The sequence below is a fragment of the Lacimicrobium alkaliphilum genome (genome assembly GCF_002591895.1).
In the GTDB taxonomy this organism is placed as follows: Bacteria; Pseudomonadota; Gammaproteobacteria; order Enterobacterales; family Alteromonadaceae; genus Lacimicrobium; species Lacimicrobium alkaliphilum.
Genome location: NZ_NISX01000024.1, coordinates 16,698 through 42,745 on the forward strand (window position 1 = coordinate 16,698; position 26,048 = coordinate 42,745).

General features: G+C 48.9%; 31 protein-coding genes and 1 tRNA gene. 8 read left to right on the forward strand and 24 right to left on the reverse strand.

Translation table 11 applies throughout. The features are described from left to right. Positions 1 to 28 precede the first annotated feature (28 nt). Complete coding sequence (locus CDA54_RS17770; protein WP_099036393.1) at positions 29 to 469, reverse strand: anthrone oxygenase family protein; 441 nt, start codon at positions 467 to 469, stop codon at positions 29 to 31. Between the two features lie 755 nt (positions 470 to 1,224). Continuing rightward, a tRNA-Ser gene (locus CDA54_RS17775) sits at positions 1,225 to 1,316 on the reverse strand. Between the two features lie 225 nt (positions 1,317 to 1,541). On the opposite strand from CDA54_RS17775, the gene CDA54_RS17780 reads away from it, so the two are divergent. From CDA54_RS17780 to CDA54_RS17800, 5 genes are read left to right on the forward strand one after another with little or no spacing between them, the layout of a single operon-like run. Continuing rightward, positions 1,542 to 2,210: a Bax inhibitor-1/YccA family protein gene (locus CDA54_RS17780; RefSeq protein ID WP_099036394.1), complete on the forward strand. Its 669-nt coding sequence runs from the start codon at positions 1,542 to 1,544 to the stop codon at positions 2,208 to 2,210. A gap of 53 nt (positions 2,211 to 2,263) precedes the next feature. Beyond that, a complete protein-coding gene (gene tusD / locus CDA54_RS17785; RefSeq protein WP_099036395.1) occupies positions 2,264 to 2,650 on the forward strand; it encodes a sulfurtransferase complex subunit TusD in 387 nt (128 codons plus the stop codon). Next, the gene (gene tusC / locus CDA54_RS17790; protein WP_099036396.1) at positions 2,650 to 3,012 is read left to right on the forward strand and encodes a sulfurtransferase complex subunit TusC; all 363 of its coding nucleotides are present in this window, start codon (positions 2,650 to 2,652) and stop codon (positions 3,010 to 3,012) included. Before tusD ends, tusC begins: the two co-directional genes overlap by 1 nt. Beyond that, the gene (gene tusB, locus CDA54_RS17795) at positions 3,012 to 3,284 is read left to right on the forward strand and encodes a sulfurtransferase complex subunit TusB (RefSeq protein WP_099036397.1); all 273 of its coding nucleotides are present in this window, start codon (positions 3,012 to 3,014) and stop codon (positions 3,282 to 3,284) included. The genes tusC and tusB overlap by 1 nt, the downstream gene beginning before the upstream one ends. Further along, complete coding sequence (locus CDA54_RS17800; protein ID WP_099036398.1) at positions 3,284 to 3,622, forward strand: TusE/DsrC/DsvC family sulfur relay protein; 339 nt, start codon at positions 3,284 to 3,286, stop codon at positions 3,620 to 3,622. Before tusB ends, CDA54_RS17800 begins: the two co-directional genes overlap by 1 nt. A gap of 36 nt (positions 3,623 to 3,658) precedes the next feature. Here the strand turns inward: CDA54_RS17800 and CDA54_RS19975 are convergent, their stop codons facing one another. The 7 genes from CDA54_RS19975 to lrp form a co-directional block, all read right to left on the reverse strand. Then, positions 3,659 to 3,793: a hypothetical protein gene (locus tag CDA54_RS19975; RefSeq protein WP_268235346.1), complete on the reverse strand. Its 135-nt coding sequence runs from the start codon at positions 3,791 to 3,793 to the stop codon at positions 3,659 to 3,661. 216 nt (positions 3,794 to 4,009) lie between these two features. Then, positions 4,010 to 5,299 (reverse strand): serine--tRNA ligase, encoded by a 1,290-nt coding sequence (gene serS, locus CDA54_RS17805; RefSeq protein WP_099036399.1) that lies wholly within the window; start codon positions 5,297 to 5,299, stop codon positions 4,010 to 4,012. Between the two features lie 9 nt (positions 5,300 to 5,308). Beyond that, positions 5,309 to 5,707 carry a fluoride efflux transporter CrcB gene (gene crcB, locus CDA54_RS17810; protein ID WP_099036400.1) on the reverse strand — a complete coding sequence of 133 codons (399 nt, stop codon included), beginning with the start codon at positions 5,705 to 5,707 and terminating at the stop codon, positions 5,309 to 5,311. Beyond that, positions 5,688 to 7,007, reverse strand: a complete 1,320-nt coding sequence (locus CDA54_RS17815; RefSeq protein WP_099036401.1) for a replication-associated recombination protein A — start codon at positions 7,005 to 7,007, stop codon at positions 5,688 to 5,690. Before CDA54_RS17815 ends, crcB begins: the two co-directional genes overlap by 20 nt. 9 nt (positions 7,008 to 7,016) lie before the next feature. Beyond that, a complete protein-coding gene (lolA, locus tag CDA54_RS17820) occupies positions 7,017 to 7,655 on the reverse strand; it encodes an outer membrane lipoprotein periplasmic chaperone LolA (RefSeq protein WP_099036402.1) in 639 nt (212 codons plus the stop codon). Between the two features lie 93 nt (positions 7,656 to 7,748). Further along, positions 7,749 to 10,097, reverse strand: coding sequence for a DNA translocase FtsK (locus CDA54_RS17825; RefSeq protein ID WP_099036403.1), 2,349 nt, complete (start codon positions 10,095 to 10,097; stop codon positions 7,749 to 7,751). Positions 10,098 to 10,417: 320 nt separating this feature from the next. Then, entirely contained in the window at positions 10,418 to 10,903 is a 486-nt protein-coding gene (gene lrp / locus CDA54_RS17830; protein WP_099036404.1) for a leucine-responsive transcriptional regulator Lrp, read from the reverse strand. Between the two features lie 127 nt (positions 10,904 to 11,030). Between lrp and ald the strand changes: the two genes are divergently transcribed. Then, positions 11,031 to 12,161, forward strand: a complete 1,131-nt coding sequence (gene ald / locus CDA54_RS17835) for an alanine dehydrogenase (protein ID WP_099036405.1) — start codon at positions 11,031 to 11,033, stop codon at positions 12,159 to 12,161. Positions 12,162 to 12,205: 44 nt separating this feature from the next. Here ald and CDA54_RS17840 read toward each other — a convergent pair whose 3' ends face one another. After that, positions 12,206 to 12,670 (reverse strand): nuclear transport factor 2 family protein, encoded by a 465-nt coding sequence (locus CDA54_RS17840; RefSeq protein WP_099036406.1) that lies wholly within the window; start codon positions 12,668 to 12,670, stop codon positions 12,206 to 12,208. A gap of 180 nt (positions 12,671 to 12,850) precedes the next feature. Between CDA54_RS17840 and ppiC the strand changes: the two genes are divergently transcribed. Beyond that, complete coding sequence (gene ppiC / locus CDA54_RS17845) at positions 12,851 to 13,132, forward strand: peptidylprolyl isomerase PpiC (protein ID WP_099036407.1); 282 nt, start codon at positions 12,851 to 12,853, stop codon at positions 13,130 to 13,132. A gap of 178 nt (positions 13,133 to 13,310) precedes the next feature. Here the strand turns inward: ppiC and CDA54_RS17850 are convergent, their stop codons facing one another. Both CDA54_RS17850 and trhO read right to left on the reverse strand, forming a co-directional pair. Continuing rightward, on the reverse strand, positions 13,311 to 13,556 hold the full coding sequence (locus CDA54_RS17850; RefSeq protein WP_099036408.1) for an EF-hand domain-containing protein: 246 nt from the start codon (positions 13,554 to 13,556) through the stop codon (positions 13,311 to 13,313). 63 nt (positions 13,557 to 13,619) lie between these two features. Further along, the gene (gene trhO, locus CDA54_RS17855) at positions 13,620 to 14,633 is read right to left on the reverse strand and encodes an oxygen-dependent tRNA uridine(34) hydroxylase TrhO (protein WP_099036409.1); all 1,014 of its coding nucleotides are present in this window, start codon (positions 14,631 to 14,633) and stop codon (positions 13,620 to 13,622) included. A 284-nt stretch (positions 14,634 to 14,917) separates the two neighbouring features. On the opposite strand from trhO, the gene CDA54_RS17860 reads away from it, so the two are divergent. Continuing rightward, positions 14,918 to 17,209 (forward strand): amino acid permease, encoded by a 2,292-nt coding sequence (locus CDA54_RS17860; RefSeq protein ID WP_180237271.1) that lies wholly within the window; start codon positions 14,918 to 14,920, stop codon positions 17,207 to 17,209. A gap of 364 nt (positions 17,210 to 17,573) precedes the next feature. Here CDA54_RS17860 and CDA54_RS19980 read toward each other — a convergent pair whose 3' ends face one another. The 12 genes from CDA54_RS19980 to fabF form a co-directional block, all read right to left on the reverse strand. Then, positions 17,574 to 17,699: a hypothetical protein gene (locus CDA54_RS19980; protein ID WP_268235347.1), complete on the reverse strand. Its 126-nt coding sequence runs from the start codon at positions 17,697 to 17,699 to the stop codon at positions 17,574 to 17,576. A 128-nt stretch (positions 17,700 to 17,827) separates the two neighbouring features. Continuing rightward, entirely contained in the window at positions 17,828 to 18,037 is a 210-nt protein-coding gene (locus tag CDA54_RS17870; RefSeq protein ID WP_099036412.1) for a cold-shock protein, read from the reverse strand. Between the two features lie 309 nt (positions 18,038 to 18,346). Then, positions 18,347 to 18,652, reverse strand: coding sequence for a hypothetical protein (locus CDA54_RS17875; RefSeq protein ID WP_099036413.1), 306 nt, complete (start codon positions 18,650 to 18,652; stop codon positions 18,347 to 18,349). A gap of 30 nt (positions 18,653 to 18,682) precedes the next feature. Beyond that, positions 18,683 to 18,919, reverse strand: a complete 237-nt coding sequence (locus CDA54_RS17880) for a hypothetical protein (RefSeq protein ID WP_229748204.1) — start codon at positions 18,917 to 18,919, stop codon at positions 18,683 to 18,685. Between the two features lie 36 nt (positions 18,920 to 18,955). Further along, positions 18,956 to 19,549 carry an HD domain-containing protein gene (locus tag CDA54_RS17885; protein ID WP_099036414.1) on the reverse strand — a complete coding sequence of 198 codons (594 nt, stop codon included), beginning with the start codon at positions 19,547 to 19,549 and terminating at the stop codon, positions 18,956 to 18,958. A gap of 75 nt (positions 19,550 to 19,624) precedes the next feature. Continuing rightward, positions 19,625 to 19,804, reverse strand: a complete 180-nt coding sequence (locus CDA54_RS17890; RefSeq protein ID WP_099036415.1) for a hypothetical protein — start codon at positions 19,802 to 19,804, stop codon at positions 19,625 to 19,627. Positions 19,805 to 20,122: 318 nt separating this feature from the next. After that, the gene (locus CDA54_RS17895; protein WP_099036416.1) at positions 20,123 to 20,896 is read right to left on the reverse strand and encodes a TatD family hydrolase; all 774 of its coding nucleotides are present in this window, start codon (positions 20,894 to 20,896) and stop codon (positions 20,123 to 20,125) included. 4 nt (positions 20,897 to 20,900) lie between these two features. Then, positions 20,901 to 21,785 (reverse strand): DNA polymerase III subunit delta', encoded by an 885-nt coding sequence (holB, locus tag CDA54_RS17900; RefSeq protein WP_229748205.1) that lies wholly within the window; start codon positions 21,783 to 21,785, stop codon positions 20,901 to 20,903. Next, a complete protein-coding gene (gene tmk, locus CDA54_RS17905; protein WP_099036417.1) occupies positions 21,782 to 22,399 on the reverse strand; it encodes a dTMP kinase in 618 nt (205 codons plus the stop codon). The genes holB and tmk overlap by 4 nt, the downstream gene beginning before the upstream one ends. A 504-nt stretch (positions 22,400 to 22,903) precedes the next feature. Further along, the gene (gene mltG / locus CDA54_RS17910; RefSeq protein WP_099036418.1) at positions 22,904 to 23,896 is read right to left on the reverse strand and encodes an endolytic transglycosylase MltG; all 993 of its coding nucleotides are present in this window, start codon (positions 23,894 to 23,896) and stop codon (positions 22,904 to 22,906) included. After that, positions 23,893 to 24,696 (reverse strand): aminodeoxychorismate lyase, encoded by an 804-nt coding sequence (gene pabC, locus CDA54_RS17915; RefSeq protein WP_099036419.1) that lies wholly within the window; start codon positions 24,694 to 24,696, stop codon positions 23,893 to 23,895. The genes mltG and pabC overlap by 4 nt, the downstream gene beginning before the upstream one ends. An 81-nt stretch (positions 24,697 to 24,777) precedes the next feature. Further along, entirely contained in the window at positions 24,778 to 26,016 is a 1,239-nt protein-coding gene (fabF, locus tag CDA54_RS17920; protein ID WP_099036420.1) for a beta-ketoacyl-ACP synthase II, read from the reverse strand. Positions 26,017 to 26,048: the final 32 nt, after the last annotated feature.

Genomic DNA, 26,048 nt, shown 5'->3' on the forward strand with positions numbered 1-26,048 from the left:
ATGTCTCCAGATTGATTAGTCAGCGGAGTTAAACGCTGACCAATTGTGTCAGCATCAAACTGGATGCCACCATGGCGAGGATACTACGAACACTATGTAATCGCCCCCAGGTTTCCAGCAATTTGCGGGCACGAACAGATTCAGGCTCAAGATCAGCCCGTTGTAATTCAGTATTAACGGGCATGATTATAGCGAAGGTGAAAGGCACAACCAGCAGAATCAATACGCTGGCCAGCAACCATAACAGGCTGCCACTTAACCACCATACGCCAGCAGCAGAAAAGCCGCTGATCAGCGCCAGTGGCGCCTGCATTCGTGTGGCGCGCTTGTAGCTGGATTCCCAGATTGATAACGCGATGGTATTTGAAAAGCTCAACCGGGTGGGATGTTCTACCAGATTGATGTACACCGCAGCTCCGGTGAACATCAGTGCACAAAACATAGCGACAAATTGCGCGGCTGCCAGCATCGATAACTCCTTTTATCTTAACTAAAAAAACTGCTACCAAGCATAAATTGATTTTACAGGTCGAGTAAAGAAGCTTTAGTAACAAAGCGTTACATCTGTTTTGGCAAAGGAGTGAGGAGCGAGGAGTGAATGAGAATTCCCGGGGTCACCGAGGTTGTCAATTAAAAAGCACGGAGGACTGCCTGCGGAATAACTGAGTGGTTTGACAGATCGTTAGGGATTGCGCCGGGCTGTCCCTGCCCGCCGCCGCTTCGCGGCCAGCCTGCGGCTGTCCCACCAAGCATTTTAGGAAAAATGCAGAACAGCTTTAGCTGGCCTGCGAAGCAGGTGAGTCTCAGGGATGAGACGAGCAAAAAAAGCCCCTGCGGATTACTGCTGAATTTCTGAGTTTGCTGAATAACCGTGAGGGATTGCGAAATACTTCCCTGTATTTCGTCGCTTCGCGACCAGCCTGCGGCTGTCCCAGTTTGCTCCCGGCAAACTGGTCGAACCGAGGGGTTCGAACCAAGTTCTCAACTCGACCGCTTTAAACGAAAAAACCGGCAGACTACTACTGCGTACCTGAGTTAGCTGATGCACCGTGAGGGATTGCGAAATACGTCCTTGTATTTCGTCGCTTCGCGACCAGCCTTCGGCTGTCCAAAAATGTTCCCTACATTTTTGTCGAACCGAGGGGTTCGAACCAAGTCCTCAACTCGACCGCTTTAAACGAAAAAGGCCCCGATGAACAACATCGGGGCCTTTTTCGTTTAATATGGCGGAGAGTGAGGGATTCGAACCCCCGGAAGGTTTAACCCTTCGCCTGATTTCAAGTCAGGTGCATTCAACCGAGCTCTGCCAACTCTCCATTAAGTGGTGCGTATGCTAATGAGCTTTATGATTATTGTAAAGTCTAAATTAAACTAATCGTGGCTGAATGGCGTATCTTTAACCAGATTGCTGTAGTATTCAGCAATCTGGCGGATAACTTAGTTACCTGTTACGGAATTGCTTGAAAAAAGGAACTAAAGGCCATACAAATACGTCATAGATTACGGTTGAATTATTTAGCCTGTTAAACCCGGAGTAGAAAATGGATCAGAGAACCTTACATACCAGTTCATCGCAGGTTTCTGCGCTGCAGACCAACAAAGTGTTGCGTAATACCTACAGCTTGCTGGCAATGACTCTTGCCTTCAGCGCCGTATGTGCTGTAGCCACGATGGCGATGAACATATCGCCTATTGCATCCCTCGGCATGACAATCGGTGCCTTTGTGCTGCTATTTGTAGTGCATAAAAAAGCCGATTCAGCCTCGGGAATCTACTGGACGTTTGCCTTTACCGGTCTGCTTGGTGGCTCACTCGGTTACACGCTTAACTATTATGCTGGCTTTGCAGGAGGGCCGCAGTTAATTGCCCAGGCGTTCGGCGCGACAGCATTAGTATTCTTTGGTCTTTCCGCTTACGCACTGACCACTAAGAAGGACTTCTCGTTTTTGGGTGGATTCCTGATGATTGGCCTGATCGTTGCTATTGTCGCAGCCATAGCAAACATCTTCCTGCAGATTCCGGCCATGAGCCTGGCCATCAGCGCCGGTATTGTGCTGATTATGTCTGGCTTTATCCTGTTTGATACCAGCCGTATCATCAACGGCGGCGAAACCAACTACATTCGCGCTACCGTAAGTTTATATCTGAGCATTTATAACCTGTTCACTGCTATCCTTCATCTTCTGGGTGTTTTTGGCGGCGACGACTAAATTTACCTTTATCGGATTACGCCCCGCCCTGCGGGGCGTTTATTTTTGCGCTAATGGCCAGATTTTCTTTACTAATAACCTCCTCTCCTGTTGATGATCAGGGCGTTGTCACGGCAATCAACTTTGCCCGCGCAGCACTGGCAGCCAACCATCAGCTTTGCGGCATATTCTTTTATGGACCCGGCACCCACAATGCCAACTCGCTTCAGTTGGTCCCAACAGATGAGTTTCAACCCTATTCCGCCTGGCTTGAGCTCGCCGCACAGGGGATTCCGTTGCATGTGTGCGTTACCGCCGCAGCCCGCCGCGGTATTCTCAGTGAAACCGAAGCCAACGAGCAGGATAGTGTCAGCTATAACCTCACACCGCCCTTTCAGGCCAGTGGTTTAGGCCAGTTTATCGAATTAATGAACAGCGCAGACAGAGTGGTACAATTCTGATGTCCCTCCCCTCTCTCGCCATTATCAGCCGCCACGCTCCTCATGGCACGGCTCATGGTCAGGAAGCATTGGATCTGGCGCTGGTTTCCGGAACATTTGGCCAGGCAATAACACTGTTTTTTATCGGCGATGGCGTTTATCAGCTTTTACAACATCAGCAAACTGATATGATTGGCCGTAAAAATTACAGTAAAACCTTTGCTGCACTGGATTTCTACGATGTCAGCCAGCCGGTGGTATGTACTGAGAGTCTCGCTCAAAGGGGAATTAGTAGTGAGAGCCTTTGTATTGAAGCCAACCTTCAGCCCCCCGAAAACTGGCGGGCCCTACTGAATAATTTCGATCAAATAGTGACCTTCTAATGATTCTGCATATCCTCACCGAGAGCCCGGGCACAGATACATTCAGACAATGCTTTGCCAGTATCAGTCAGGGTGACGGATTACTGTTGATCCAAAATGGCGTCTATATGAATACCGAGCATCAGATGTTCTCGCCTGTGGCAAAAATATTCGCTCTGGCAGCAGACAGACAGGCCCGGGGCCTAACTGATCTGTCTCCTGAGATTAACCTTATCGACTATGCCGAATTTGTGGAACTGACCCTTAAGTATGACAAGACGGTGACCTGGTAATGACACAACAGCTTCAATTTAAAGATCGGAACATTAGTCTGGATAAAGCAGGATATCTGAAAAACTATCAGGACTGGGATGACGAACTGGCTTGCGTACTGGCAGAAAAAGAAGGCATTGAAATGAGTGAAAGCCACTGGGAAGTGGTTTGGTTTGTGCGCGAATTCTACCTGGAGTTTAATACCAGCCCGGCGATCCGCGCCTTAGTCAAGGCGATGGCTGCTAGGTTTGGCCCGGAAAAAGGCAACAGCCGCTATCTGTTCCGACTGTTTCCAGATGGCCCGGCTAAACAGGCGACTAAAATCGCTGGATTACCGAAACCCGCTAAATGCCTCTAAGCTTTTGCTTGTACCAGTCCGCATAGATAATTGTTATTACATGGAAATAAGACCGTTATACACCGCCACAAAAGCCAGCCAGAATAGATACAACACCAGACCCATGGTGATGATCATGGTCGTGTAATACAGCAGCTTCATTAAAAGCCGCACATCAGAAGTTACTTTCATTACTATCGCTACGCTGCTTACTTATTGTTATTAAAGCACAAATTCTTCAGAACGGCATTTATACAGACAACATTGCTACACGTTATTACCCTATACACCCCGCAATCGCCGTGAGTCTATAAGAATTCGGCTTTCTTTATTTAAGCAATCTGAGCCGCAAAGAAAGCAGAGTATATAAGGTTTGTATCCTTACAACTCTGCACATTCATTTTGAATTCAGACGATCTTTTCCAGCCCGCCCATATAGGAACGCAGTACATCCGGTACCTCAATGCTGCCGTCTTCCTGCTGATAGTTTTCCAGAATAGCAACCAGAGTACGTCCAACTGCCAGACCCGAGCCGTTTAAAGTATGCAGTAATTCGGGCTTGTTGGTCTCAGGGTTTCTGAAGCGTGCGTGCATACGTCGAGCCTGAAAATCCAGCATATTGGAGCAAGATGAAATTTCGCGATAACAGTCCTGAGCAGGTAACCACACTTCCAGGTCATAGGTTTTACAGGCACCAAAGCCCATATCACCGGTACAAAGCAGCATTTTACGGTAAGGTAATCCCAGCAGCCTGAGCACTTTTTCTGCATGCTCAGTTAACTCTTCAAGTGCCTCAAATGACTTTTGTGGGTGTACCATTTGCACCAGCTCTACTTTGTCAAACTGATGCTGACGAATCAAACCACGAGTATCTCTTCCATAAGAGCCCGCCTCGCTCCTAAAACAGGGCGTATGTGCGGTAAGCCTTACAGGCAGAGCATCAACAGGAAATATTTCATCCCGTCCCATATTGGTCAAAGGAACTTCAGCCGTTGGGATCAGAGACAATCCCTGCCCTTCTTCCGTAGCCGGGCCAGTATGAAAAAGATCTTCACCAAATTTCGGCAACTGTCCGGTACCGGTCAGGCTCTCGGCATTCACCAGATAAGGCACATAAACTTCCTGATATTCATGTTCATTGGTGTGCAAATCCAGCATAAACTGAGTCAGTGCACGGTGCAGACGGGCAATTTTGCCGCGCATCACCACAAAACGCGAACCGCTGAGCTTTACTGCCGTCTCAAAATCCAGCCCTTTGCCCAGCTCAGCCGCCAGATCCACATGATCTTTCACCTCAAAACTAAACTGGCGGGGCTTACCCCAACGTTCGATTTCGATATTTTCCGATTCATCTTTTCCGGTGGGAACCGATTCATGGGGCAGGTTCGGCAGCGTCAGAGACAATTGATTTATCTCTTCGAGTAACTCACTCAGTTCACCTTTTGCCGAATCCAGCTCATCACCTAACTGGCCCACTTCAGCCAATAAAGGTGCAATATCCTCACCTGCCGCCTTGGCTTTGCCAATATTTTTTGAACGCACATTACGTTCATTTTGCAGATCCTGAGTGCGCATCTGCAAGGCTTTACGTTTCTCTTCCAGCTGCTGAAACTGCTCTGTATCCAGCTTAAAGCCGCGGCTTGCCAGTCGCTCTCGGGTTTGCTCTATGTCACTACGCAAATATTTAGGATCTAACATGCTCTGTGATTAACCTTTCATCATCATCAATTTTATTCCTAACCAGGCCGCCAACAGACAGGCAAACAGGTTTAACAGGATATTCAACCCAGCCTTCAGCCAGGCCCCTTGCTGCAACAGCAACAGGGTATCCAGAGAGAAGGTGGAAAACGTGGTCAGGGCGCCAATAAAGCCTATGCTTAAAAACGTACGCCAGGGGTGCCCGGCCACGGCCTCACTTTCAATCAGCCCATAAACGACGCCCAATAGGCAGGAGCCCAGAATATTGACCGCTAGTGTACCAAAGGGGAAACCTTTGCCAAACCATTGCAATGCTAATTGAGAAATAAAATAACGAAGACATGCGCCCATCGCACCGCCAAGGGCAATCACCATATACAATGCCAAACTACTTGTAGCGCTGAACATCGCTTTGCTCGTCCTGTTGTGTTAAATACTCCAGCTTGGCTCGAATTCGCTTTTCGAGCCCCCGCTCATTGGGCTGATAGTAGCGTTTGCCTTGCATTTCCTGGGGCAAATAGGCCTCACCGGCCGCATAGGCTCCCGGCTCGTTATGAGCGTATCGATACTGCTCACCAAAACCCTGCTCTTTCATTAATTTTGTTGGCGCATTGCGTAAATGGTGGGGTACCTCATAATCGGGTAATTCCTTCGCATCGGTTTTGGCCTGACTGAAAGCCATATATACAGCATTACTTTTTGCCGCACAGGCGCAATATATCAGTGCCTGTGCGATGGCCCGTTCTCCTTCAGCCGGCCCTACCCGATGGTATATATCCCAGCCGTCTAAACAAATCTGCAGTGCTCTGGGATCTGCATTACCAATATCCTCTGACGCTATGGCCAGCAAGCGCCTGGCAATCACCAGCGCATCACAGCCACCCTCCAGCATTCTTGCATACCAGTACAGGGCCCCATCCGGGCTGGAGCCTCTGACGGACTTATGCAAGGCCGAAAGCATGTCATAAAATTGATCGCCGCTCTTATCAAAACTCATGACTTTGCCGCCGACCGCTTCTTTGATGGCCTCGGTGTTGATCTGCCCCTGCTCGGCAAAATCCGCCGCCAGTTCTAAATAATTTAATAGTCTGCGTCCGTCACCGCCTGACAATTCACATAACAGCGCTGCCGCCTCGTCCTCCAGCTGAATCTGGCTGAATTCTTCGCTAGCCAGGGCGCGTTGTAACATGGCGCCGAGGTCTTCATGAGTGAGCTTTTTCAGCACATACACACGGGCACGAGATAACAGTGCACTGTTAAGCTCAAACGAAGGGTTTTCGGTGGTGGCTCCGATAAAGATGACAGTGCCATCTTCAATATGAGGTAAAAATGCATCCTGCTGGCTTTTATTAAAGCGGTGCACCTCATCCACAAAGAGCAATGTTTTTTTGCCCAGTGAAGCGGCCTGATGGCGGGCACTCTCTATGGCCAGACGAATATCTTTGATCCCCGAGGTCACCGCAGAGATGCGCTCCACATGGGCGTCAACATAATGGGCAATAAGCTCTGCAAGAGTGGTTTTTCCGGTGCCAGGCGGGCCCCACAGGATCATCGAATGGGCCTTGCCCTGCTCCAGTGCCACACGCAGTGCTTTGCCCGGCCCCAGAATATGCTGCTGGCCCATATAGTGATCGATGTGAGTTGGGCGCATCCTCGCCGCCAGTGGAACGAATGGTGCCTGTTCGCCAAAATCAAAGGACTGGCTCATCTTTTTACCCTATTCGTCGAGACGGCGCTGATCATCAAGCTCATAACCTTCCGGCAGGGTGAATTGGAACAGTTCAGGAGCCAGCTTAATATTCTGGCGGATCTGATTAAAGGTCATCTGAGTACGTTGCTGCTGGCGATCCTCAAAGGTCAGTTTCGCCAGTTTCTGGTCCTCAAATTTCAGGCTCAGACTGGCTATCTGGCTGTCTTCGGATTCACTTTTTATCACAAAACGACCCGTCTCAGGCTGGCTTATCTGAAAAGACTGCCAATGATCGCTGTCCGGCTCCGCCAGTAAAACTAAAGGATTACCCTGCACAGCCAGGCTTTGCTCATAGGCAATCACCTGCTCCACATAAGGATCCTGATGCCAGACCGTATCACCATCGGCGATAAGCGTTGTTTCATCGGGTTCATTGGGTTCATCGAGTTGCCAGCGCATTTTATTGGGTTGCTGTAACTGCAATTTACCTGTCGCCGACTGCAGTAACTCTCCCTGTAAATCGGTGACCTGCTGTTCAAAGTCTGCCTCAAAGCTGTGCAGTTCACTGAGCCTGGATTTCAACTCGGTGGCGGCGTTTTCTGTGACAGCCGCAAAAGAAGGAAGGGACAACACCAGAGCAAATACATACAGAATCTTTTTAATCATTCTTTCTCAACTCACTTTTAAAAATACCATTGTCGTCATCGAAGCTGAGTACAGCCTGAATAGAAGATTTACCTCAACCAATCGTCAGAATTATCAGGGAGGCGGCGGTGCCAGAACTTCACGGTTGCCATTGTGACCCTGGGCGCTGACCACACCGGAATGTTCCATCTGTTCAACAATACGCGCTGCGCGATTGTAGCCTATACGAAACTGGCGTTGCACACTGGACACCGAAGCACGGCGATTCTGTGTCACAAAAGCCACTGCGTCATCATACAACGGGTCAGATTCATCATCGGTTTCGGACTGCTCGCCCGGTAACATGACCTCTGCACTGCCCTCACCGGAGAGAATTTCATCGATATAATCCGGCTTACCACGTTTCTGCCAGTCTGCTACTACCGCATGCACTTCATGGTCATCCACAAAAGCGCCGTGAACCCGGGTAGGTACACCGCTTCCCGGTGGCAGATAGAGCATGTCACCGGCTCCCAGCAATGCCTCGGCTCCCTGTTGATCCAAAATGGTTCTGGAATCAATTTTAGAGGACACCTGAAAGGCAATACGGGTAGGAATATTGGCCTTGATCAGACCAGTAATAACATCCACTGAAGGCCGCTGTGTGGCCAGAATCAGATGAATGCCGGCAGCACGGGCTTTTTGCGCAATACGGGCAATCAGCTCTTCAACCTTTTTGCCTACGATCATCATCATATCGGCAAATTCATCCACCACCACCACGATGCTCGGTAGCTTTTCCAAATCCGGTGCTTCGGGCTCCATGCTCTGTTCCGGCTTCCACAGCGGGTCTTTAATCGGTTCACCCCGCGCAATGGCATCAGCAATCTTGGCGTTATAGCCCTTAAGATTACGCACCCCCAATGCTGACATCAGGCGATAGCGCCGTTCCATTTCACCTACACACCAGCGCAGCGCATTGGCCGCTTCTTTCATATCGGTGACCACCTCAGCGAGCAGGTGCGGGATCCCTTCGTAAACCGACAGCTCCAGCATCTTGGGGTCGATCATGATCAGGCGCACATCTTCCGGAGTAGACTTATACAGCAGGCTGAGGATCATCACATTCACCCCAACTGATTTACCCGAGCCAGTAGTACCGGCAACCAACAGATGTGGCATACGGGCCAGGTCCACCACTACGGGTTTGCCAGAAATATCCGTGCCCAGCACCATGGTCAGATTAGAGCCGGATTTCTGGAAGGCATCACATTCTATTACTTCAGACAAACGCACCATTTCACGGTTTTTATTCGGTAATTCCAGTCCGATCACCGATTTTCCGGGGATCACTTCCACCACCCGTACAGAGATAGCCGATAAGGCCCGGGCCAGATCTTTGGATAAACCGGATATCTTGCTGACCTTGACACCGGGCGCCAGATCCAGCTCAAAACGGGTGATCACCGGCCCCGGATACACCCCTACCACCCTGGCTTCGATGCCAAAGTCCATCAACTTAGCCTCAACCAGGCGTGACACTGATTCAAGCTCTTCCTGCGTAATCGGGTTTTTAACTTTGTCGGGCCGATCAAGCAATTCTACCGTCGGCATTTCACCTACGGATTCTGACATACCATTATCCGGCTGGCTGGCAGGCGCTGTGCTTTTTGCAGGGCGGGCTTTTTTCGGTTGTGGGGTTTGTGTAAACACAGGTTCGCTGATCACCGGCTCATCCGCAAACCCCGGCTCCAGCACCGGTTCACGTTTTGGCTGTGTGAATTGCCCGTATGAGGGTGATGAATTTTCTGGCTCGCCCCCCCCCTGTGTATCGTCTTTTTGCCGCTTCAGCGAAGTAAAGTTCAGCCTTGGCAGGCCCGGCATATTGGTACCCTGCACTTTTGCCGGAATCCGCAACAATCCATTCACGGCAGAGATAGTACCGGCTCCACAAGCATCAATAATCGCCAGCCAGGAAATGCCCGTCATCAGCGTAAAGCCGGTACAGAAAAAACACAGCAGCAATAAAATCGTGCCGGCGAGATTAAAATAAGGTAACAGACGAGAACTGATCACATCACCAACAAAACCGCCGGCAGAAAACACATGAAGATCGTCAAAGTTCAGGCTGGCCAACCCGGTGGCACCCACTAAGAGTAAGATCACACCGATCAGACGCAGGCCAATGGTCAGATAGTCTATTTCCGATAGTTGTTTGATTTGCTGGAACAGGAACCACCCCAGCAGTGCCGCACCAAAGGGAAACAGATAAGCAATATAGCCAAAGCTGTTCAGCAGGATATCGGAAAACCAGGCACCCACCGGGCCTGCCGCATTTTCTACCTGTTCACGGAAGCCAGCCTGACTCCAGCTGGGATCAGCTGGGTCAAATGAAGCCAAAGCAAGCAACAGAAACAGGGCAAAGACACTGCTTACAATCATGCCCACTTCCATAATCCTTTGGATACCGGAGAGTCGCGCCATAGATGTTTTACTAATCACTTTAATTGAAATAAATACCCAGATGATCCCGAAATTCCGGATTCAGAGCCGTTTGTTGCTTTCAAATGCAAGGTAATCTGCCGTGACGCCGCCTACCTTAGCTGTTTTCTGTAACACCGCAGCGGTACATCACGCTGCCCCCTGCATTTTGAGATCATTCAGGCATAATGAGCAGTAAAAGATACCAGTCATGGGTCTAAAATCCTAGAGCGCCATATAGTTTAAATAAACAATACCAGCGAGAGTTCAAAAAGCGCACAGGCAAGGCAAATTTTTGAAGGTTTAGTGGGCCTGAATAAAGATTATTTAAGGCTGATCTTGATCGTACTGGTATGTTTCACTTCTTCCATCACTACATAGGTTCTTGATTCACTTACCCCTGGCAACCGCAATAATGTGTCACCAAGTAGTTTGCGATAACTGGACATATCTGCAACCCGTGCCTTAAGCAGAAAATCAAAATCCCCGGAAACCAGGTGACATTCCTGAATATCTTCATGCTTTCTCACCGCAGCAGAAAATTCTTCGAAGATATCCACCGAGGTTTTGGTTAATGTAATCTCTACAAACACCAACATTGCAGCACCCAGCTTAGTAGGATCCAGCCTGGCATAATATCCAAGAATATAGCCCTGCAACTCCAGACGGCGCACTCGCTCAAGGCATGGCGTTGGGCTCAGACCTACCCTGCGAGACAACTCCACATTAGATATACGCCCATCTTTTTGCAGCTCCACCAGAATATTGCGATCAATGCGATCGAGGTGTTTGGGGGTTTTTACCAACATATTTTAATCTGCATTAAGCTTTTTACCTAGCATATAATACTGCATCATATTGATATTCAGTACAACCTGCTGAAAAACTTCCCCTATACTTCGCCTTTCCAAAATCGTTACCAAGGTGAGATAGAACATGTTGATCGGTGTACCCAAAGAAATAAAAAATCATGAATATCGCATTGGCCTCACTCCGGCCGCAGTTAAAGAGTTTGTCACTCATGGCCATCAGGTAATTGTTGAAAATGACGGGGGTGCTGCCATTGGTTTTACCAATGAACAGTATGTTGCCGCGGGCGCCGACATTATCAATACGCCGGAAGAGATCTTCGCCAAAGCAGACATGATTGTAAAAGTAAAAGAGCCGCAGCCCCACGAATGCAAAATGCTCAGAAAAGGCCAGACCCTGTACACCTTTTTGCACCTGGCACCGGATCCAACCCAAACAGAATTACTCGTGGCCTCCGGCGCAACTTGTATTGCCTATGAAACCGTTACCGATAACCGTAACGCCCTGCCTCTGCTCGCGCCAATGAGTGAAGTAGCAGGACGTATGTCAGTCCAGGCCGGTGCGCATTATCTGGAGAAAGCCCATGGCGGCAGTGGCACGCTACTCGGTGGTGTACCCGGCGTTGCACCGGGCAAAGTCCTGGTTATCGGCGGTGGCGTCGTTGGTACCAACGCAGCAAAAATGGCATTAGGCCTTGGCGCTGATGTAACCATATTAGACCGCTCTTTGCCTCGTTTGCGCGAACTGGATGATATCTTCAATGGTCAGGTTAAAACCGTATTCTCTACAGTTGATGCCATTGAGCATTACTCTTCACATGCCGATTTAGTGGTCGGCGCGGTCCTGATCCCCGGTGCAGCAGCACCTAAACTGCTGACCCGTGAACATCTCCGTAATATGAAAGAAGGCTCGGTAGTGGTGGATGTAGCGATTGATCAGGGTGGTTGTTTCGAAACCTCGAAAGCCACAACGCACCAGGATCCGGTCTATGTTGTTGATGGCGTCGTCCATTATTGTGTAGCCAATATGCCCGGTGGTGTGGCGAGGACATCCACCATGGCGCTGAACAACGCTACCCTGCCTTTCGGACTGGCACTGGCAAACAAAGGGCCTAAAAAGGCCATGCTGGATGACCAGCATTTGCTTAATGGTTTAAATGTGCATGAAGGTAAAGTGACCTATCAGGCAGTGATCGACGCACTGGGTGAAAAACTAAACCTCACCTATGAAGACCCACGCACAGCGTTGGGTGCATAGTCAGCCGTTATTTGAAAAAAGCGCCCGATGGGCGCTTTTTTTGCTTAATCAAGGCTGCTTTGTTTGGTTCCCTCACCGCCCGTAACCGGCGAGAAATGTGCTGCTCTGACTTTCCATTGGCCGTTTTCTTTCACATACACCTCGGTAACCCGGGTCAGATAGTGTGAAGTCATGGGCATCCCTTCCGGCTGATATGCCCCCTCTGAGTAATACATAGCAACAGCGGATTTGCCCTCTTCCAGGGTCACGACCTGAATATGTTTTGGCGTCAAACCAAAGTTTTCAAACCGTTGCACTGGCGAATTGGCTGGTACGGACTGCATTAAACCACCACTGGACCAAAACTCAAGAGTTCCCTGGGCCGACACCGGATCCGCCGGAGATTTCATATTCGCTTTAGTATAAGCATTATTCTGTTCGATAGTTTTTTGCACTTCCGCCGCTGTGTCAGCAAACACAGAGAATGAAAAGCAGTACAGTGCCATCATCAAATAAACTGGCTTAGTCATTATTTATTCTTCTTAATAGTAAGTGGAGCAACAACTATAGTCGCCGCTAACTTTGGCATTAGACCATTAACGACTAAGTGTAGACGAATCTAGTCCGAGGCAAAGTTTAAAACTCGCTATTGGCTGTTCACTCTGAGCGGTATAGGATCAGCTATTATCCAATTACGCTAAGGTAATCTCGTGTCCAGACGCGCAGCTGCATTACACATTTTGGTCAAGACCCAAAAACAATGTCAGGAACTCAGAACACAGCTGGAGCAGGGAGCCAACTTTCAGCAACTGGCCCGCAAGCACTCAATATGCCCATCTGCAAAACGAGGAGGAGAATTAGGTGAGTTTAAACAAGGTGTAATGGCGCCAGCCTTTGACAAAGCGGTATTCAAAGGCCCCGAGTTACAGGTTCAGGGCCCGGTCAAAACCCGTTTTGGTTATCACCTGATTAAAGTCTTGTATAAACGATAAGGCCTTGAATCTTTATCCGCAAACACAAACGCCTTACCTGAGATACTGTTTTGGCTAAACGCTATGGCGTTTTATTCTGGCGGGCAGAACAGGAATTGAAATGTTCATGCCCGACAAAGTTGCAAGCAGTTACCCGGTCGGGATTGAGTCTATCCCTGCATCCGGGTTGATTTTATGCTCAATACTCCCACCAGCCTTGCTGCCACCATGCCAGAAACTCAGTGAAATCAATATGGCCGTCGGCATTTTCATCGATCAAATCGAATGCTTCCTGTACGGATTTGACTTTGGTTTTAGGTGAAAGCACGGTTAACAACTCGATAAACTCACCGAGATCGATCATGCCGTTATTGTCGCTGTCGAAAAAATCGAATTCTTTACGAATCTCGGCAACCTGACTTTCTGTTAATGCCTTGTCTGACATGTTCTTCTCCGGAGACACAATGGCACCAGTCTACTGGATTTTGACTGACGCCAACAAGCCTTATCAGCCTGTTTGCTTTGTTTTTGAGCTTTTCGCTTTTGCCGCCAGTGCGCGGGCGCGTTTTTCTTCAGCCTTCTGACGCCGACGCATTTCCATGGCTTCTCTGGCTTGGGAGCCAACATGTTCTTCGTTGCGCTGGCGGGCCAGGTTTACCTGCTTCTCACGTTCGCGGAAACGGGCTATCTGTTCTTCACTGTGAGTGCCATAACAGCGGGGGCAACTTACACCACGCTCATAGTGTTCACTTTGCTTATCTTGTTCGGTGATCGGCAGACGACAGGCATAGCACTGATCATAACCACTACGCTCCAGATCGTGATTCACTGCCACGCGGTTATCAAATACGAAGCAATCTCCTTGCCAAAGGCTGTTCTCTTTTGGCATCTCTTCGAGGTATTTAAGAATACCGCCCTCCAGGTGATACACCTCATCAAAGCCCTGCTCTTTTAAATAGGCAGTGGATTTTTCACAGCGGATACCACCGGTACAGAACATCGCCACTTTCTTGTGTTTGCTGCGATCGAGCTGTTCTTTTACGTACTGTGGAAACTCCCGAAATGAATCTGTTTTCGGATTGACCGCGTTTTTAAACGTACCGATTTCAATCTCATAGTCATTCCGGGTATCAATCAGCAAGACTTCAGGATCGCTGATAAGATCATTCCATTCATCTGGCTGAACGTAGGTTCCTACAGTCTGACGGGGATCGATACCTTCAACGCCCATAGTCACAATTTCTTTCTTCAGTTTGACCTTAGTGCGGTGAAAAGGCTGTTCGGCGTCGATAGATTCTTTATAGGAAATAGGGTTAAGACGGGCATCCTGATTCAGCCAGGCCAGCAGAGTATCAATCGCTGCACGATTGCCGGAGACCGTACCATTGATACCCTCATTGGCCAGTAACAAGGTACCTTTAATACCCTGCTCTTCCATTAACTGATACAGGGGCTTACGAATGGATTGGTAATCATCCAGGGTGGCGAACTTATACAGCGCGCAAACAATCACTTCAGACATCTTTTTTCCTTAAGCGAACCGGCGCGCATTTTATAACAACAGGTCGTAATTTTAAATCGGGGATTTTTTAATCCGCAGCATTGGGGTTTAACACCGATGCCCGGTTGCGTAATAATGATAAACGGGGTTGTACAAAACTATCTTGATGCCCTATTTCGTACCAATAATGGCTGAAGTGGATAGCTTCCCGGTAAACCGGGCAACCAGATTGGCGGCGACACTGAGGTGTTGCAAATTGGCCTGGGTTTCTCTGAATGGCAAATAACACAACAGGAGCCAACAGCTTGACAGAAAAGAGCAGTAGCTTACAGAGCGACCGTCTGAGCACCCATGCGAATCCACAGCGCCATCTTTTTGGTACTTTCGGCGGTGTGTTTACGCCAAGTATCCTGACCATAGTCGGTATTATTCTGTTTCTGCGCACCGGTTATATTGTCGGTGAAGTAGGATTAGCTCAAACCCTTATTATCATGACGTCTGCATTTGTCATCTGCCTGCTGACCGGGCTGTCGCTGGCGGTTATCGCTACCGATACACGGGTTAAGGAAGGTGGGTTCTATTACGTCATCTCCCGCAGCCTGGGACCGCCTTTCGGAGGTGCTCTGGGTTTGACTCTGTTTCTCTCCATTTCAATATCGGTGGCGTTTTATGTCATGGGACTGGTGGAAGTTCTGAATAATCTGCTTTCGTTACCTGACTGGCTCAGCCCAAGGTTACTGGCATCGGGTGTCATCCTGACACTGTTTGTATTTGCCTGGCTGGGAGCCGACTGGACCACTAAATTACAATATCTGATTATGGGCCTGGTCGCCTTTGGCTTACTTTCATTTTTTATTGGTGGCAGTAACGCATTCTCTGAGCAAACGCTGGCTGAAAACTGGACAAAAAGTGGAGATACAGGCCAGTTCTGGTTAGCTTTTGCGTTATTTTTCCCGGCGATTACCGGTTTCACTCAGGGCCTGAACATGTCCGGCGACCTGAAAGTGCCCCATAAGGCTATTCCTTTGGGTACCTTTACTGCTATCGGTTTGTCGGTGCTGCTTTATCTGATGGTAGCACTGGTGCTGGCAGGTGCTGTCAGCACATCCCGGTTATCTGAGAACTATTACATTATGGCCGACGTATCAGTCTGGCCGTCATTGGTGGCGGCCGCTGTCATCGCCGCGACCTTATCGTCAGGAATGGCGTCCATGCTGGGGGCGCCAAGAGTATTGCAGGCAATGGGAGATGACAGACTGATCCCATTTCTGGCACCCTTTGCCAAAGGTGAAGGAAAAGACAACAATCCCCGACGTGCCGTTTTTGTGTCAGCTATTATTGCCCTGGCCTGTGTCATTATTGGCGATCTGAATCTGCTGGCGCCGATAATCAGTATGTTTTTTCTGGCTGCTTACGCCTTGCTTAACTATGCCACATTCTTCGCTCTGAACTCGGAAAACCCGTTTTTCAGACCTCGCTTCAGATGGTCTCACAAAACGGTCAGTTTACTCGGCGGCATCGGCTGCGTGGCAGCAATGCTGGCCATCAACTTTGTAGCATCCATGATTGCCCTGGCAGTATTGTTTGGCCTGCATCAATATCTGGCACGCAGCCATCAGCATCTCCATTTTACTGACCATCAGCGAGGAGCAATGTTTAAACGCATCCGCGAATTGCTGTTTGAAATGAACAGGCTTGAACCTCATCCCGGGGACTGGCGCCCTCATATGCTGGTCTTTTCCAAGAATCCTGACCACCATACTCAGTTATTGAAGTTTTCCGCCATACTGGAGGGCCAAAGCGGGCTCACGACTCTGACACGTATCATTAATACTGATGATGCTAATGAGCCAGACAGACAGAAAGTGCTCGACCAATACCATAAAGCGATTGACGATGCGGGGATCCGGGCATTCAGTCTTGTTACCCAGGCATCAGACTTTCGCAGTGGCTTACGTCATATATTGCATGCCTATGGTATCGGACCGATCCGGGCCAATACCGCAGTAATTCACTGGACATCGGAGTCAGTAAACCCGAACTTTGACAACCGCCCCAAAGATTATGCAGCCAGTTGCCAGGAAGTCATTGAAGCTAATATGAATCTGGTGGCACTGGCTTCGTATCAGAGCCAGTTATTTGAGCCGGAGGAACCATCCAGTGCCAGACAGATTGATATCTGGTGGCGCGGCGGTCCAACCGCAAGACTAATGCTGATGTTTGCTTATCTTTGTACCCGTTCCAATGGATGGCAGCACACCAGGCTACGCATACTGACCGAAGCTGAAAAGTACTCGCGAGAACAAGTACAGGATATCTTTTCCACCTATCTGGATCAGGTTCGTATTGAAGCCGAGGTAGAAGCTCTGGATAACGTAAACCTGGATATCATTAAAGAATACTCGGGTGAGTCAGATCTGGTGTTTTTTCCCATTAAGGTCAGTGAATGTGACATAGTCGATGACTTTGATGTGGGTGTTCAAAACCTGGTCAGTAAACTGAATAATCTGGCATTGATGCAGGCCTGCGAATCGATGCAGTTAGACCCGGATCCTGACAACGGCAACAATGGCGGGAAAGATGGAGAAAGAGGCTAAACGACGTATTAATGGTTCGCTAAGCTGGTATTAGCTCTGAAGCCAGATTCTCAATCCTCTGACTGTGAAAACCACAATGGCCACGGTTAAAACCAGGCCGGTAAGGGCAAAGAGTAAGTAGACGAGCCTTTTCAATTTGACTGAAATCTTCCTCAAAAATCTTTCATCAGAAGCTGGTCTGTCAGGAACATCAGGAAAAGCAACGAGAAACCAATACAGTACCCCGGACCACAGCAGAGAAATGCCTACGGGGATCAAATACTGATCCAGCGCCCAGAAGCATTTTTGGCAGACAAGACTATACAAAAACACCGCCAGTGAAATCGCCCCAATGATTAAAGCTAAGGGCTTTAACCACTGAAACTTATTTGAAAAAACCTTTAGCCTGTCTATCATCATCATTGTCTTTGACCCAGCGATAAAGGGGGATTGCGGCTACCAGTGGAATGGCGCTAAGAATAACTGACTTACCAAAATCCATTTGCTGCATTTTTGATCACCCCTTGATCCCAATTCCGACCTCCCCCAATCCCTGGCGTACGACATAAAAAAAGCAACCCTAAGGTTGCTTTTTTGTATCTGCTTAACTCACACCGGAGTAACCGGGCAGTTTTTTAATCAGATACCCTGAATATTTTCAGCCTGGGGACCTTTTTGGCCCTGACCAATAGTGAACTGCACTTGTTGGCCTTCTTTAAGGGTTTTGAAACCATCACCAACAATTGAACGGAAATGTGCAAACACATCTGGGCCGCCTTGCTGCTCAATAAAACCAAAACCTTTATCTTCGTTGAACCACTTAACGGTTCCTGTAGTTGCATTAGACATAATATTATCCTGAAATTTATATAGTAAGGCCTTTAACAGCCATGAATAGCGTAAAAATAGAGACTGGAATTTAAGATCTGCAGGACGAGTATTACGAATAAGACAACGAAATGTAGGGTATAAATATAAGACTTCTTTCTAGCTGCGGGCACTATACGCAGAATAATAGCGCCTGTCTATTTATTCAGTGATTTATTTTCACTACAAAGCAGTCTTTGCCCAAAAGACCATACAAAAACAAAACCAGTACGTCCTGTTAGCAGAAAGACAAGCGTCAGTCGGAGAAACGTGCTAGAGAAGATTTTCAACCTATCTATCATCACTCACACAATTCTCAGCAGGCGGGGCAACAGCCCGCCGTATTTTATCCAACACCTGATTGTCCGGCATACTCTGGTCAATACCAAAGCCGGTTAACAGCGTAACCACATCAAGCAGCGCCGTTGCCGGATTGCCGCTATACGCCGCAATCAAATCATCTGTGCTGATCTGAGTCTTGTGCATAATCAGCTCGACAATCTCCCTCGTCCGCTGTGGGTATTTTTGATCGTCGATAGATTCCAGTGCTTCAAACAGCTCTGTGGTGGTATAGGCTGAAAAGTCCGGTTGTGACATCGTTTAAAGTTTGTTGTTCACAGGCTTATTTCAGAACAGGCGTTTCCCTGTCACGGCAATATACACAGCAACCAGGCCAATCACCGAATAAACCAGTTCAAATGCGCTAATACCTGCCACACCGGTGTTTAACGCAGTCACGACAAGCATATAGCCCAGCGCTAATGAAGGCAGGCTGGCAAGACCAATTAAGATACGAACTCTGGCCGAAAGCCGCTTTTTGGGTTGTTCTGTCACAATATGATTGTCATTTTGTTTATTAATCACTCTGCCCTCTTACCAGTTTGTTCTGCCACGCAGCGCTTATCCGCTTAATAACCAGCCTTTTTCTACCGCCAGATCAATTTGCTCAAGCGCATAACCCCATAATTCTGGCGCTAATCCTTCAAGGTATTTATTACGCTCAACCACCTGTGATCTTTTCACACTATGCCTTGCCCAGCTACCGCCTTCATTCTGCATATTCTGAAGTAGTGGTAATATTCTATCCATCGCTTTGGCAAATCGTGCATCGGCGGTGTTTGCAGCCTCAAACTCAAGCCATAGTTCTTTTACATGCCTGCACTGCGTATCGGGTAGCAGACCAAAGATACGGTTTGCCGCCTGAAATTCTTTATCTTGCTGACCATCCAGTTCATGTTCAGACGCAAAAGCAAAGGTATCGCCCGCGTCAATCTCTACGATGTCATGAATAAGTAACATATTAACCACACGTGCCACATCAACCGGCTCCTGAGCATAGTGGCAAAGGGTTTGTGCCAGCATAGCCACATGCCAGCTATGCTCGGCACTGTTTTCCTGCCTGTTACCATCCGGTTTCACCAGAGCCTGTCGATAAACTCTTTTAAGGTTGTCCAGCTCTAAAATAAAATCCAGTTGCTGTTCCAGTTCTTTCATTACTTCTCCGTATTGAACATGGCTACAATGCCGTATCTGCAGACTGCGTAACTCTCAGCTGAATGTGAAGGCTATTCAGGCAAGGTTTGTCAGAAAATCAGCAAAATCTCTGGCCTGTGATGCAGTACTGAAGGATGTTTCTGAGGCACCCGTTGAATCCTGATACCTGACAGAGTTTTCATTCACACTGATATCACTCACTGGTGGCGAAACAGTAATTAGCTGGCCGTCTATTTCTATTTCTTCAATGCCCATTCTTACCTCCTTTCTTAACGTGTAACATCGAGTACAGCGTTGCCAAAGCATCCGTGAGAACCCGCGCCGCTGCACAGCATTATCTAATTAAACATAGAATGGCAAACCCGGCAGGGCAAAAACCACAAGTATCAGGCAAAGCTTACCCCTCAGCGACGCGTTTATGGAGTGATTTACCTTATTGAAAGCGAATTCTGGCAGACTAAGCTTTGAAACTCACACAATAAGCAAGGGAGACAGGCTGTAGACTCCGACAGCAGTCCTACTTCGCGACACCAGTGCACAGGTGCAATTGCTATATTAATGTTCCTGTGCAGGTTATTCTTTTGTCACCAGATCAAACAACCGATAGAAATTATCAGTAGTGATTTTTGCCAGTTCTGCCACCGGCATTTCTTTCAGGTCGGCTATATACCGGGCTACATCGGTTACATAGGCCGGCTCATTCGGCTTACCACGGTGCGGCACAGGAGCCAGCCAGGGGGAATCAGTTTCAATCAGCAGGCGCTCTAATGGCAACTGCTTAACCACCTCTTTAAGCTCTTGTGCGGCTTTAAAGGTGACGATACCGGAGATGGAGATATAAAAGTCCATGGCCATGGCCTGCTCGGCCATTTCCAGGCTTTCAGTAAAACAGTGTAATACCCCTTGGGTATGCGGCGCTTTGTATTGTTTTAGCAGGGCAATGGTATCTTCCCGGGCGTCGCGGGTGTGGATAATCAGCGGCTTGTTTAATTCATTTGCCACTTTTATATGGTCGATAAAAGACTGCTTTTGTACTTCCCTTGTATCGCTGCTGTAATAGTAATCAAGACCGGTTTCACCTATGGCCACCACTTCAGGGCGACTGGCTTTCTCCAGTAATTCTTCATAACTGCAGGCGTCTTCCTGGTGCAACGGGTGTACCCCGCAGGACACTGATACATCTCTGAAGTCTTTTACCGCCTCTTGCATGCTGTCATAGTCTTTGACCGATACACTGACACACAGAAAATGCTCAACACCGGCGGCTCTGGCCTGCTCCAGTGTCTGTGCCAGTTGCTCAGGGGTTTTATCCAGTCGATCAAGATGACAATGAGAATCTACAAACACAACTTCAGTTCCTCAATTCGGTTAAGGATTGCAATACACTGTTCAGTAACAGCGCCTTGTTCAGACCCGGTTTAGTAACCTGAGCCCTGGCTTGCGAGCACTGTGTACAAAGGCCCCAGAGTTTATCATCCCGGGGCTGTTGTTTTAACCGTTGCAGCAGGTCAAACTGCAACCAGCCGAGCAGCCTGTCTGCCTGTTCCTGCCACTCACTGGCCAGTTCCAGAGCACTTTTTTTGCCACCAATCACTTCGCTAAGCTGCAGTTTAAAGCTGGCATAATCAGGGCCGTCACTGTCTTCCAGTAATGCCTTTAGCTGCAGGGGGGAGTCACTGTACATGGCCAGCAATTCCGGCTCTGCCTGAAGTTGCTGCTGTTCCAGCCAGCGATGTGTCTGCTGACTATCCGGTTTCGGTAGCCGGATTTTCTCACAGCGGCTGAGTATGGTAGCCAACAGGCGTTCGGGTTTATTGCTGGTAAGCAGTAAATAGGTACCCTGCCCTGGCTCTTCGAGTGTTTTCAGAAGGGCATTGGAGGCGGATTCGGTCATAGTGTGGGCCTGATAAATAATCAGCACCTTGGCTCCTGACAGTTGCGCCATACCACTGAGCTTCGCACCGGCCTGACGAATATCATCCACACCAATCTGTTTATCGCTCTGAATCTGATAAAAATCCGGGTGGGATGCGGCGTTAAAAAGACTGCAGGACTGACACTGACCACAGCGCTGTGTCTGGGGATGCTGGCATAGCAGGTAACCGGCCAGTTCCTGCGCCAGTTCAGCCTTGCCCAGGCCCTGAGGGCCAAGCAGTAACAAGCCATGGTGTAAATGGCTGGAGCGAATTCGCTCACCCAGTTGCTCAAATACAGATTCAAACCAGGGGTATATCATCTTAAATAGCGATCCAGTGTCTTTTTTATCTGCTGATGCACTTGTTCTATGGGTTGCATAGCATCAATCACCTCGATGCTGCTATCCTCATCGGCCAATTGCAGGTACTTATTTCGGGTGCGCTGAAAAAAAGCCAGGCCAGATTGTTCAATACGATCCAGCTCTCCCCGGCCCCGCGCCCGTTCCAGCCCAATGGCCGGATCCACATCCAGGTACAACGTCAGATTCGGAGTAAACCCCTTTAAACTGATGTTACGCAGATTTTCAATCAGGCTGTCGTCAAGTTGCCTGCCACCGCCCTGGTAAGCGCGTGAGGAAAGGTCGTGACGATCACCCAACACCCATTTATCCTGGCTCAGTGCCGGGCGGATAACATTTTCCAGTAACTGCACTCTGGCCGCATACATCAGCAGCAATTCAGCTTCGATAGTGACAGTTTCCTGCCAGGGGTGTTTTACACACTCCCTGATAGCCTCCGCCATCGGTGTACCACCTGGTTCACGGGTGCATACCAGCTGATGTCCGGCAGCTTCGATACAGGATTTTACCAGTGCCACCGCGGAGCTTTTACCGGCTCCTTCGAGACCTTCAATTACAATAAATTTACCGGGCATAGTTTCTCTATTTATTTACCACAAACCACCCAGCAACCTTTGATTCATCTACAAAGTAAAGCTGGACTAATCCAGTATTCAAAGGTGCTGGGCAAGCACATAACGCAGAGGGGTTTAGGGCACATAGCTTATCAATTCCCTTTCTCTGCTGTGTAATACTTTATTGTTTACCAACAACACCAATACTCAACTTCAACACTGTTCGTCATGCCCGAGGTAGTTATCGGGCATCCAGAGACCTTTTATGTAACTCAGTTCACCACAGAGGCACTGGGTTCCCGCTAACAACTTGCGGGAATGACTAACTTTATATCCTTAGGCATGCTGCCGTTTGTCAGAGATCCTGAAACAAGCCCAGCACCTTTGATTAACAGATGGTGCTTAATAAGACTATCCCATTCAATCAAAGGCTGCTGGGCAAGTTCAGGATGACGAGGGCGGCTCCAGATCAGAGACATTACCAGACCTCTGTGTTCTCCGTGTCTCTGTGGTAAAAACCATCCTTTACTTTTGATTAAGCTGGTATTGTCGCACTGCCTTGTTGTGATCGGCAAGATTAGTAGAGAACACATGGCTGCCGTCATTGCGCGATACAAAATACAATTCGTCGCTGGCTACGGGGTTAACTGCGGCCATCACTGATGCAGCGCTGGGCATGGCAATCGGTGTGGGTGGCAGACCATTAATCACATAGGTATTGTAGGGTGTGGCTTCACGTAAATCTTTGCGGCGAATATTGCCGTCAAAGCTCTCACCCATTCCATAAATCACTGTTGGATCAGTCTGTAGGCGCATACCCCGGCGTAAGCGATTAACAAATACCGCGGCAATGCGGTTGCGCTCCTCGGCAAGGCCCGTTTCTTTTTCAATTATCGAGGCCATTATCAATGCTTCATAAGCCGTTGTGTAAGGCAAATCCGGATTGCCACTTAGCCACGCCTGCTGCACAAAGTCCTGCATTCTATTATAGGCCTGACGCACAATCTTGCGGGCATCGGTACCATTGGAAAAATGATAGGTGTCAGGCATTAACCAGCCTTCAAGACTGCCGCCCTGTGGGTCAAGTTGCTGAACAAATTCGTTATTCAGCCCACTGCCATCCAGATTCGGATGAGCCTGTATCTGCATCAGCCAATCCTGCCAGCGAAAGCCTTCCACCAGTTGTATGGAAAATAGCTTTTCTTTACCGGCAACCAGCATATTCAGCAGCTGCAATATGCTCATACCGGGCTCAATCTCATAAGTACCAGCCTTAACCTGTGCCAGTTCTGGCTTGATTTTCACCAGTACTCTGGGCGCAAACCGGCTGGGGATCATGTCATTGGCACGTAAGTAATGCAGCAGATGATTCACATGCTGACCGCGTTCAAGGGTATATTCAACCGGGCCGGAAAGATTAAGAGGGGCATTCACCTGCTGCAGCAGTGCGCGATAACCCCAGGCCGCCGCAAGCAGCCCTAACACCAGTAATAACACTAACCACTTCAGTTTATTCAAAGTATCTCCCTGGCAAGCTGCCTTACGCTGTCGATTGCAAAGTTATAATGCTTGTAGCGCCTGACCGGAACAATCCCCATCAGACTGTTGCAGAGTAATACTGCCTGGGCCTGTTGCAGGATGCGAGGCGAAGCCTGTACTTGCATAACCGGACTGCCAACCGTCTTAAAGTGCTGCAAAATTCGCTCACGCATCACACCGGCCACTCCGCAATAACACAGATCCGGGGTATACCATACACCGTTGATTTGCCAGAAAAGATTGGATGCTGAGCATTCCACTATCATGCCCTGCGTATCGCAGACCAGCATTTCCTCAGGCCCGTCATCAGGTACATGCATTTTTACCAACACCTGTTCCAGGCGGTTAAGATGTTTAATACCGGCAAGCTTAGGCTGACGGGCCAGTTGAATCTCGCTTAACCCCAGTTCAATGCCTTGTTGCTGCCATTTCTGATAATGTTCAGGCATCGGGTGAACAGTTAATATCCAAAGTGGCTGTTGCATTTCAGGAGTCTGGTAACCCCGGCCCCCCTCACCACGACTGATCAGCAGTTTAAGCACTGCATTTTGTGCCTCTTGCGCCTGGCAGTTAATGGCATCCTGCACCTTATCCCAGCTATTGAAGTCGATACCCAGGATCTGCAGGCCTTTTGTCAGGCGCTGATAATGCAGGGGCCAGAGCTGTGGGGCACCCTGTTCAACCTTTATCGTGGTAAAGATGCCATCACCGTACTGCACTGCCCTGTCGGCAGCGCTCAGGCTGTTTTGTGGCTGGCCGTTAATCAATATCTTTGTCATGCCCTGCTTCGAAACGAAAAAAAAGCCTGTAAGAAGTCGAACTCTACAGGCTTTGTTTTATTTTACCAGTTTGGTGTCCGCTCAAACCTTTTTAAACAGCAGCGAACCGTTAGTACCACCAAAACCAAAAGAGTTGCATAAGGCATATTCCATCTGTACATCTCGTGCCGTATGCGGCACAAAGTCCAGATCGCAGCCCTCGTCGGGGTTGTCCAGATTAATGGTGGGCGGCACTTTTTGATCAACCAGCGCCAGTGCCGTAAAAATAGCTTCAACTGCACCAGCGGCACCGAGTAAATGGCCGGTCATGGATTTGGTCGAGCTAACCAGTACCTTATCCGCCGAACCGGCAAACACCCGTTTCACCGCCATGGCTTCGGCCACATCACCGGTTGGTGTCGAGGTGCCATGGGCATTGATATACCCCACCTGATCAGCATTCACACCAGCATCTTTAAGAGCGTTGTCCATAGAGCGCGCCGCGCCTTCCCCACCATCCGGCGGCGAAGTCATATGATAAGCATCGCCACTCATACCAAAACCGACCAGTTCAGCGTAAATTTTTGCGCCACGAGCTTTCGCCTGTTCATACTCTTCGAGCATTACCACACCGGCACCGTCACCCATAACAAAGCCATCACGGTCTTTATCCCAGGGTCGACTGGCAGCCTGAGGATTGTCATTGCGGGAAGACAGTGCCCGGGCGGCAGCAAAACCGCCTAATCCCAGCGGCGTAATCGCCGCTTCGGCGCCCCCTGCCAGCATGGCATCGGCATCGCCATAGGCAATGGTTCTGGCCGCCACACCAATATTGTGCACACCTGTAGTACAGGCGGTAACAATATTCAGGTTAGGGCCTTTCAGGCCTTCCATTATCGACAAAAAGCCTGAAATCATATTAGTGATAGTGGACGGTACAAAGAAAGGTGAAATTTTGCGCGGGCCAGAAGCCAGCAACTTAGAATGGTTTTCTTCAATCAGCCCCAGTCCGCCAATGCCCGAGCCAACGGCAACACCGACGCGCTCGGCATTCGCTTGTTTGATTTCCAGGCCCGAATCTTTCAGCGCCTGCATACCGGCAGCAATGCCGTACTGAATAAAAAGATCCATCTTTTTACTTTCTTTTTTCGACATGTACTGTTCAACGTCAAAGCCCTTAATCACACCGGCAAAGCGGGTAGAGAACTTGCTGACGTCAAACGTTTCGAGATTAGCGATGCCGCTTTTACCGGCAAGCAAAGCATCCCAGGTAGTGCTGACATCCAGCCCTAAAGGTGAAAGCATGCCAAGACCTGTTACAACAACACGACGTTTGGACACGATGGCCTCCGAGAGGAAAATTTATTACCAGA

What these genes read in the sequence shown, in the direction of transcription:
- trhO (WP_099036409.1), bottom strand. Translation starts at nt 14,633, where the DNA reads ATGTCTGAAGTGATTGTTTGCGCGCTGTATAAGTTCGCCACCCTGGAT.
- CDA54_RS17815 (WP_099036401.1), bottom strand. Translation starts at nt 7,007, where the DNA reads ATGAGCCAGTCCTTTGATTTTGGCGAACAGGCACCATTCGTTCCACTG.
- CDA54_RS19980 (WP_268235347.1), bottom strand. Translation starts at nt 17,699, where the DNA reads ATGCAGCAAATGGATTTTGGTAAGTCAGTTATTCTTAGCGCCATTCCA.
- ald (WP_099036405.1), top strand. Translation starts at nt 11,031, where the DNA reads ATGTTGATCGGTGTACCCAAAGAAATAAAAAATCATGAATATCGCATT.
- CDA54_RS19975 (WP_268235346.1), bottom strand. Translation starts at nt 3,793, where the DNA reads ATGAAAGTAACTTCTGATGTGCGGCTTTTAATGAAGCTGCTGTATTAC.
- lolA (WP_099036402.1), bottom strand. Translation starts at nt 7,655, where the DNA reads ATGATTAAAAAGATTCTGTATGTATTTGCTCTGGTGTTGTCCCTTCCT.
- CDA54_RS17780 (WP_099036394.1), top strand. Translation starts at nt 1,542, where the DNA reads ATGGATCAGAGAACCTTACATACCAGTTCATCGCAGGTTTCTGCGCTG.
- serS (WP_099036399.1), bottom strand. Translation starts at nt 5,299, where the DNA reads ATGTTAGATCCTAAATATTTGCGTAGTGACATAGAGCAAACCCGAGAG.
- tusC (WP_099036396.1), top strand. Translation starts at nt 2,650, where the DNA reads ATGTCCCTCCCCTCTCTCGCCATTATCAGCCGCCACGCTCCTCATGGC.
- CDA54_RS17800 (WP_099036398.1), top strand. Translation starts at nt 3,284, where the DNA reads ATGACACAACAGCTTCAATTTAAAGATCGGAACATTAGTCTGGATAAA.
- holB (WP_229748205.1), bottom strand. Translation starts at nt 21,785, where the DNA reads ATGATATACCCCTGGTTTGAATCTGTATTTGAGCAACTGGGTGAGCGA.
- CDA54_RS17840 (WP_099036406.1), bottom strand. Translation starts at nt 12,670, where the DNA reads ATGACTAAGCCAGTTTATTTGATGATGGCACTGTACTGCTTTTCATTC.
- crcB (WP_099036400.1), bottom strand. Translation starts at nt 5,707, where the DNA reads ATGTTCAGCGCTACAAGTAGTTTGGCATTGTATATGGTGATTGCCCTT.
- CDA54_RS17850 (WP_099036408.1), bottom strand. Translation starts at nt 13,556, where the DNA reads ATGTCAGACAAGGCATTAACAGAAAGTCAGGTTGCCGAGATTCGTAAA.
- CDA54_RS17825 (WP_099036403.1), bottom strand. Translation starts at nt 10,097, where the DNA reads ATGGCGCGACTCTCCGGTATCCAAAGGATTATGGAAGTGGGCATGATT.
- tmk (WP_099036417.1), bottom strand. Translation starts at nt 22,399, where the DNA reads ATGCCCGGTAAATTTATTGTAATTGAAGGTCTCGAAGGAGCCGGTAAA.
- CDA54_RS17875 (WP_099036413.1), bottom strand. Translation starts at nt 18,652, where the DNA reads ATGTCACAACCGGACTTTTCAGCCTATACCACCACAGAGCTGTTTGAA.
- lrp (WP_099036404.1), bottom strand. Translation starts at nt 10,903, where the DNA reads ATGTTGGTAAAAACCCCCAAACACCTCGATCGCATTGATCGCAATATT.
- tusD (WP_099036395.1), top strand. Translation starts at nt 2,264, where the DNA reads ATGGCCAGATTTTCTTTACTAATAACCTCCTCTCCTGTTGATGATCAG.
- CDA54_RS17770 (WP_099036393.1), bottom strand. Translation starts at nt 469, where the DNA reads ATGCTGGCAGCCGCGCAATTTGTCGCTATGTTTTGTGCACTGATGTTC.
- CDA54_RS17885 (WP_099036414.1), bottom strand. Translation starts at nt 19,549, where the DNA reads ATGAAAGAACTGGAACAGCAACTGGATTTTATTTTAGAGCTGGACAAC.
- CDA54_RS17890 (WP_099036415.1), bottom strand. Translation starts at nt 19,804, where the DNA reads ATGGGCATTGAAGAAATAGAAATAGACGGCCAGCTAATTACTGTTTCG.
- tusB (WP_099036397.1), top strand. Translation starts at nt 3,012, where the DNA reads ATGATTCTGCATATCCTCACCGAGAGCCCGGGCACAGATACATTCAGA.
- pabC (WP_099036419.1), bottom strand. Translation starts at nt 24,696, where the DNA reads ATGACAAAGATATTGATTAACGGCCAGCCACAAAACAGCCTGAGCGCT.
- CDA54_RS17870 (WP_099036412.1), bottom strand. Translation starts at nt 18,037, where the DNA reads ATGTCTAATGCAACTACAGGAACCGTTAAGTGGTTCAACGAAGATAAA.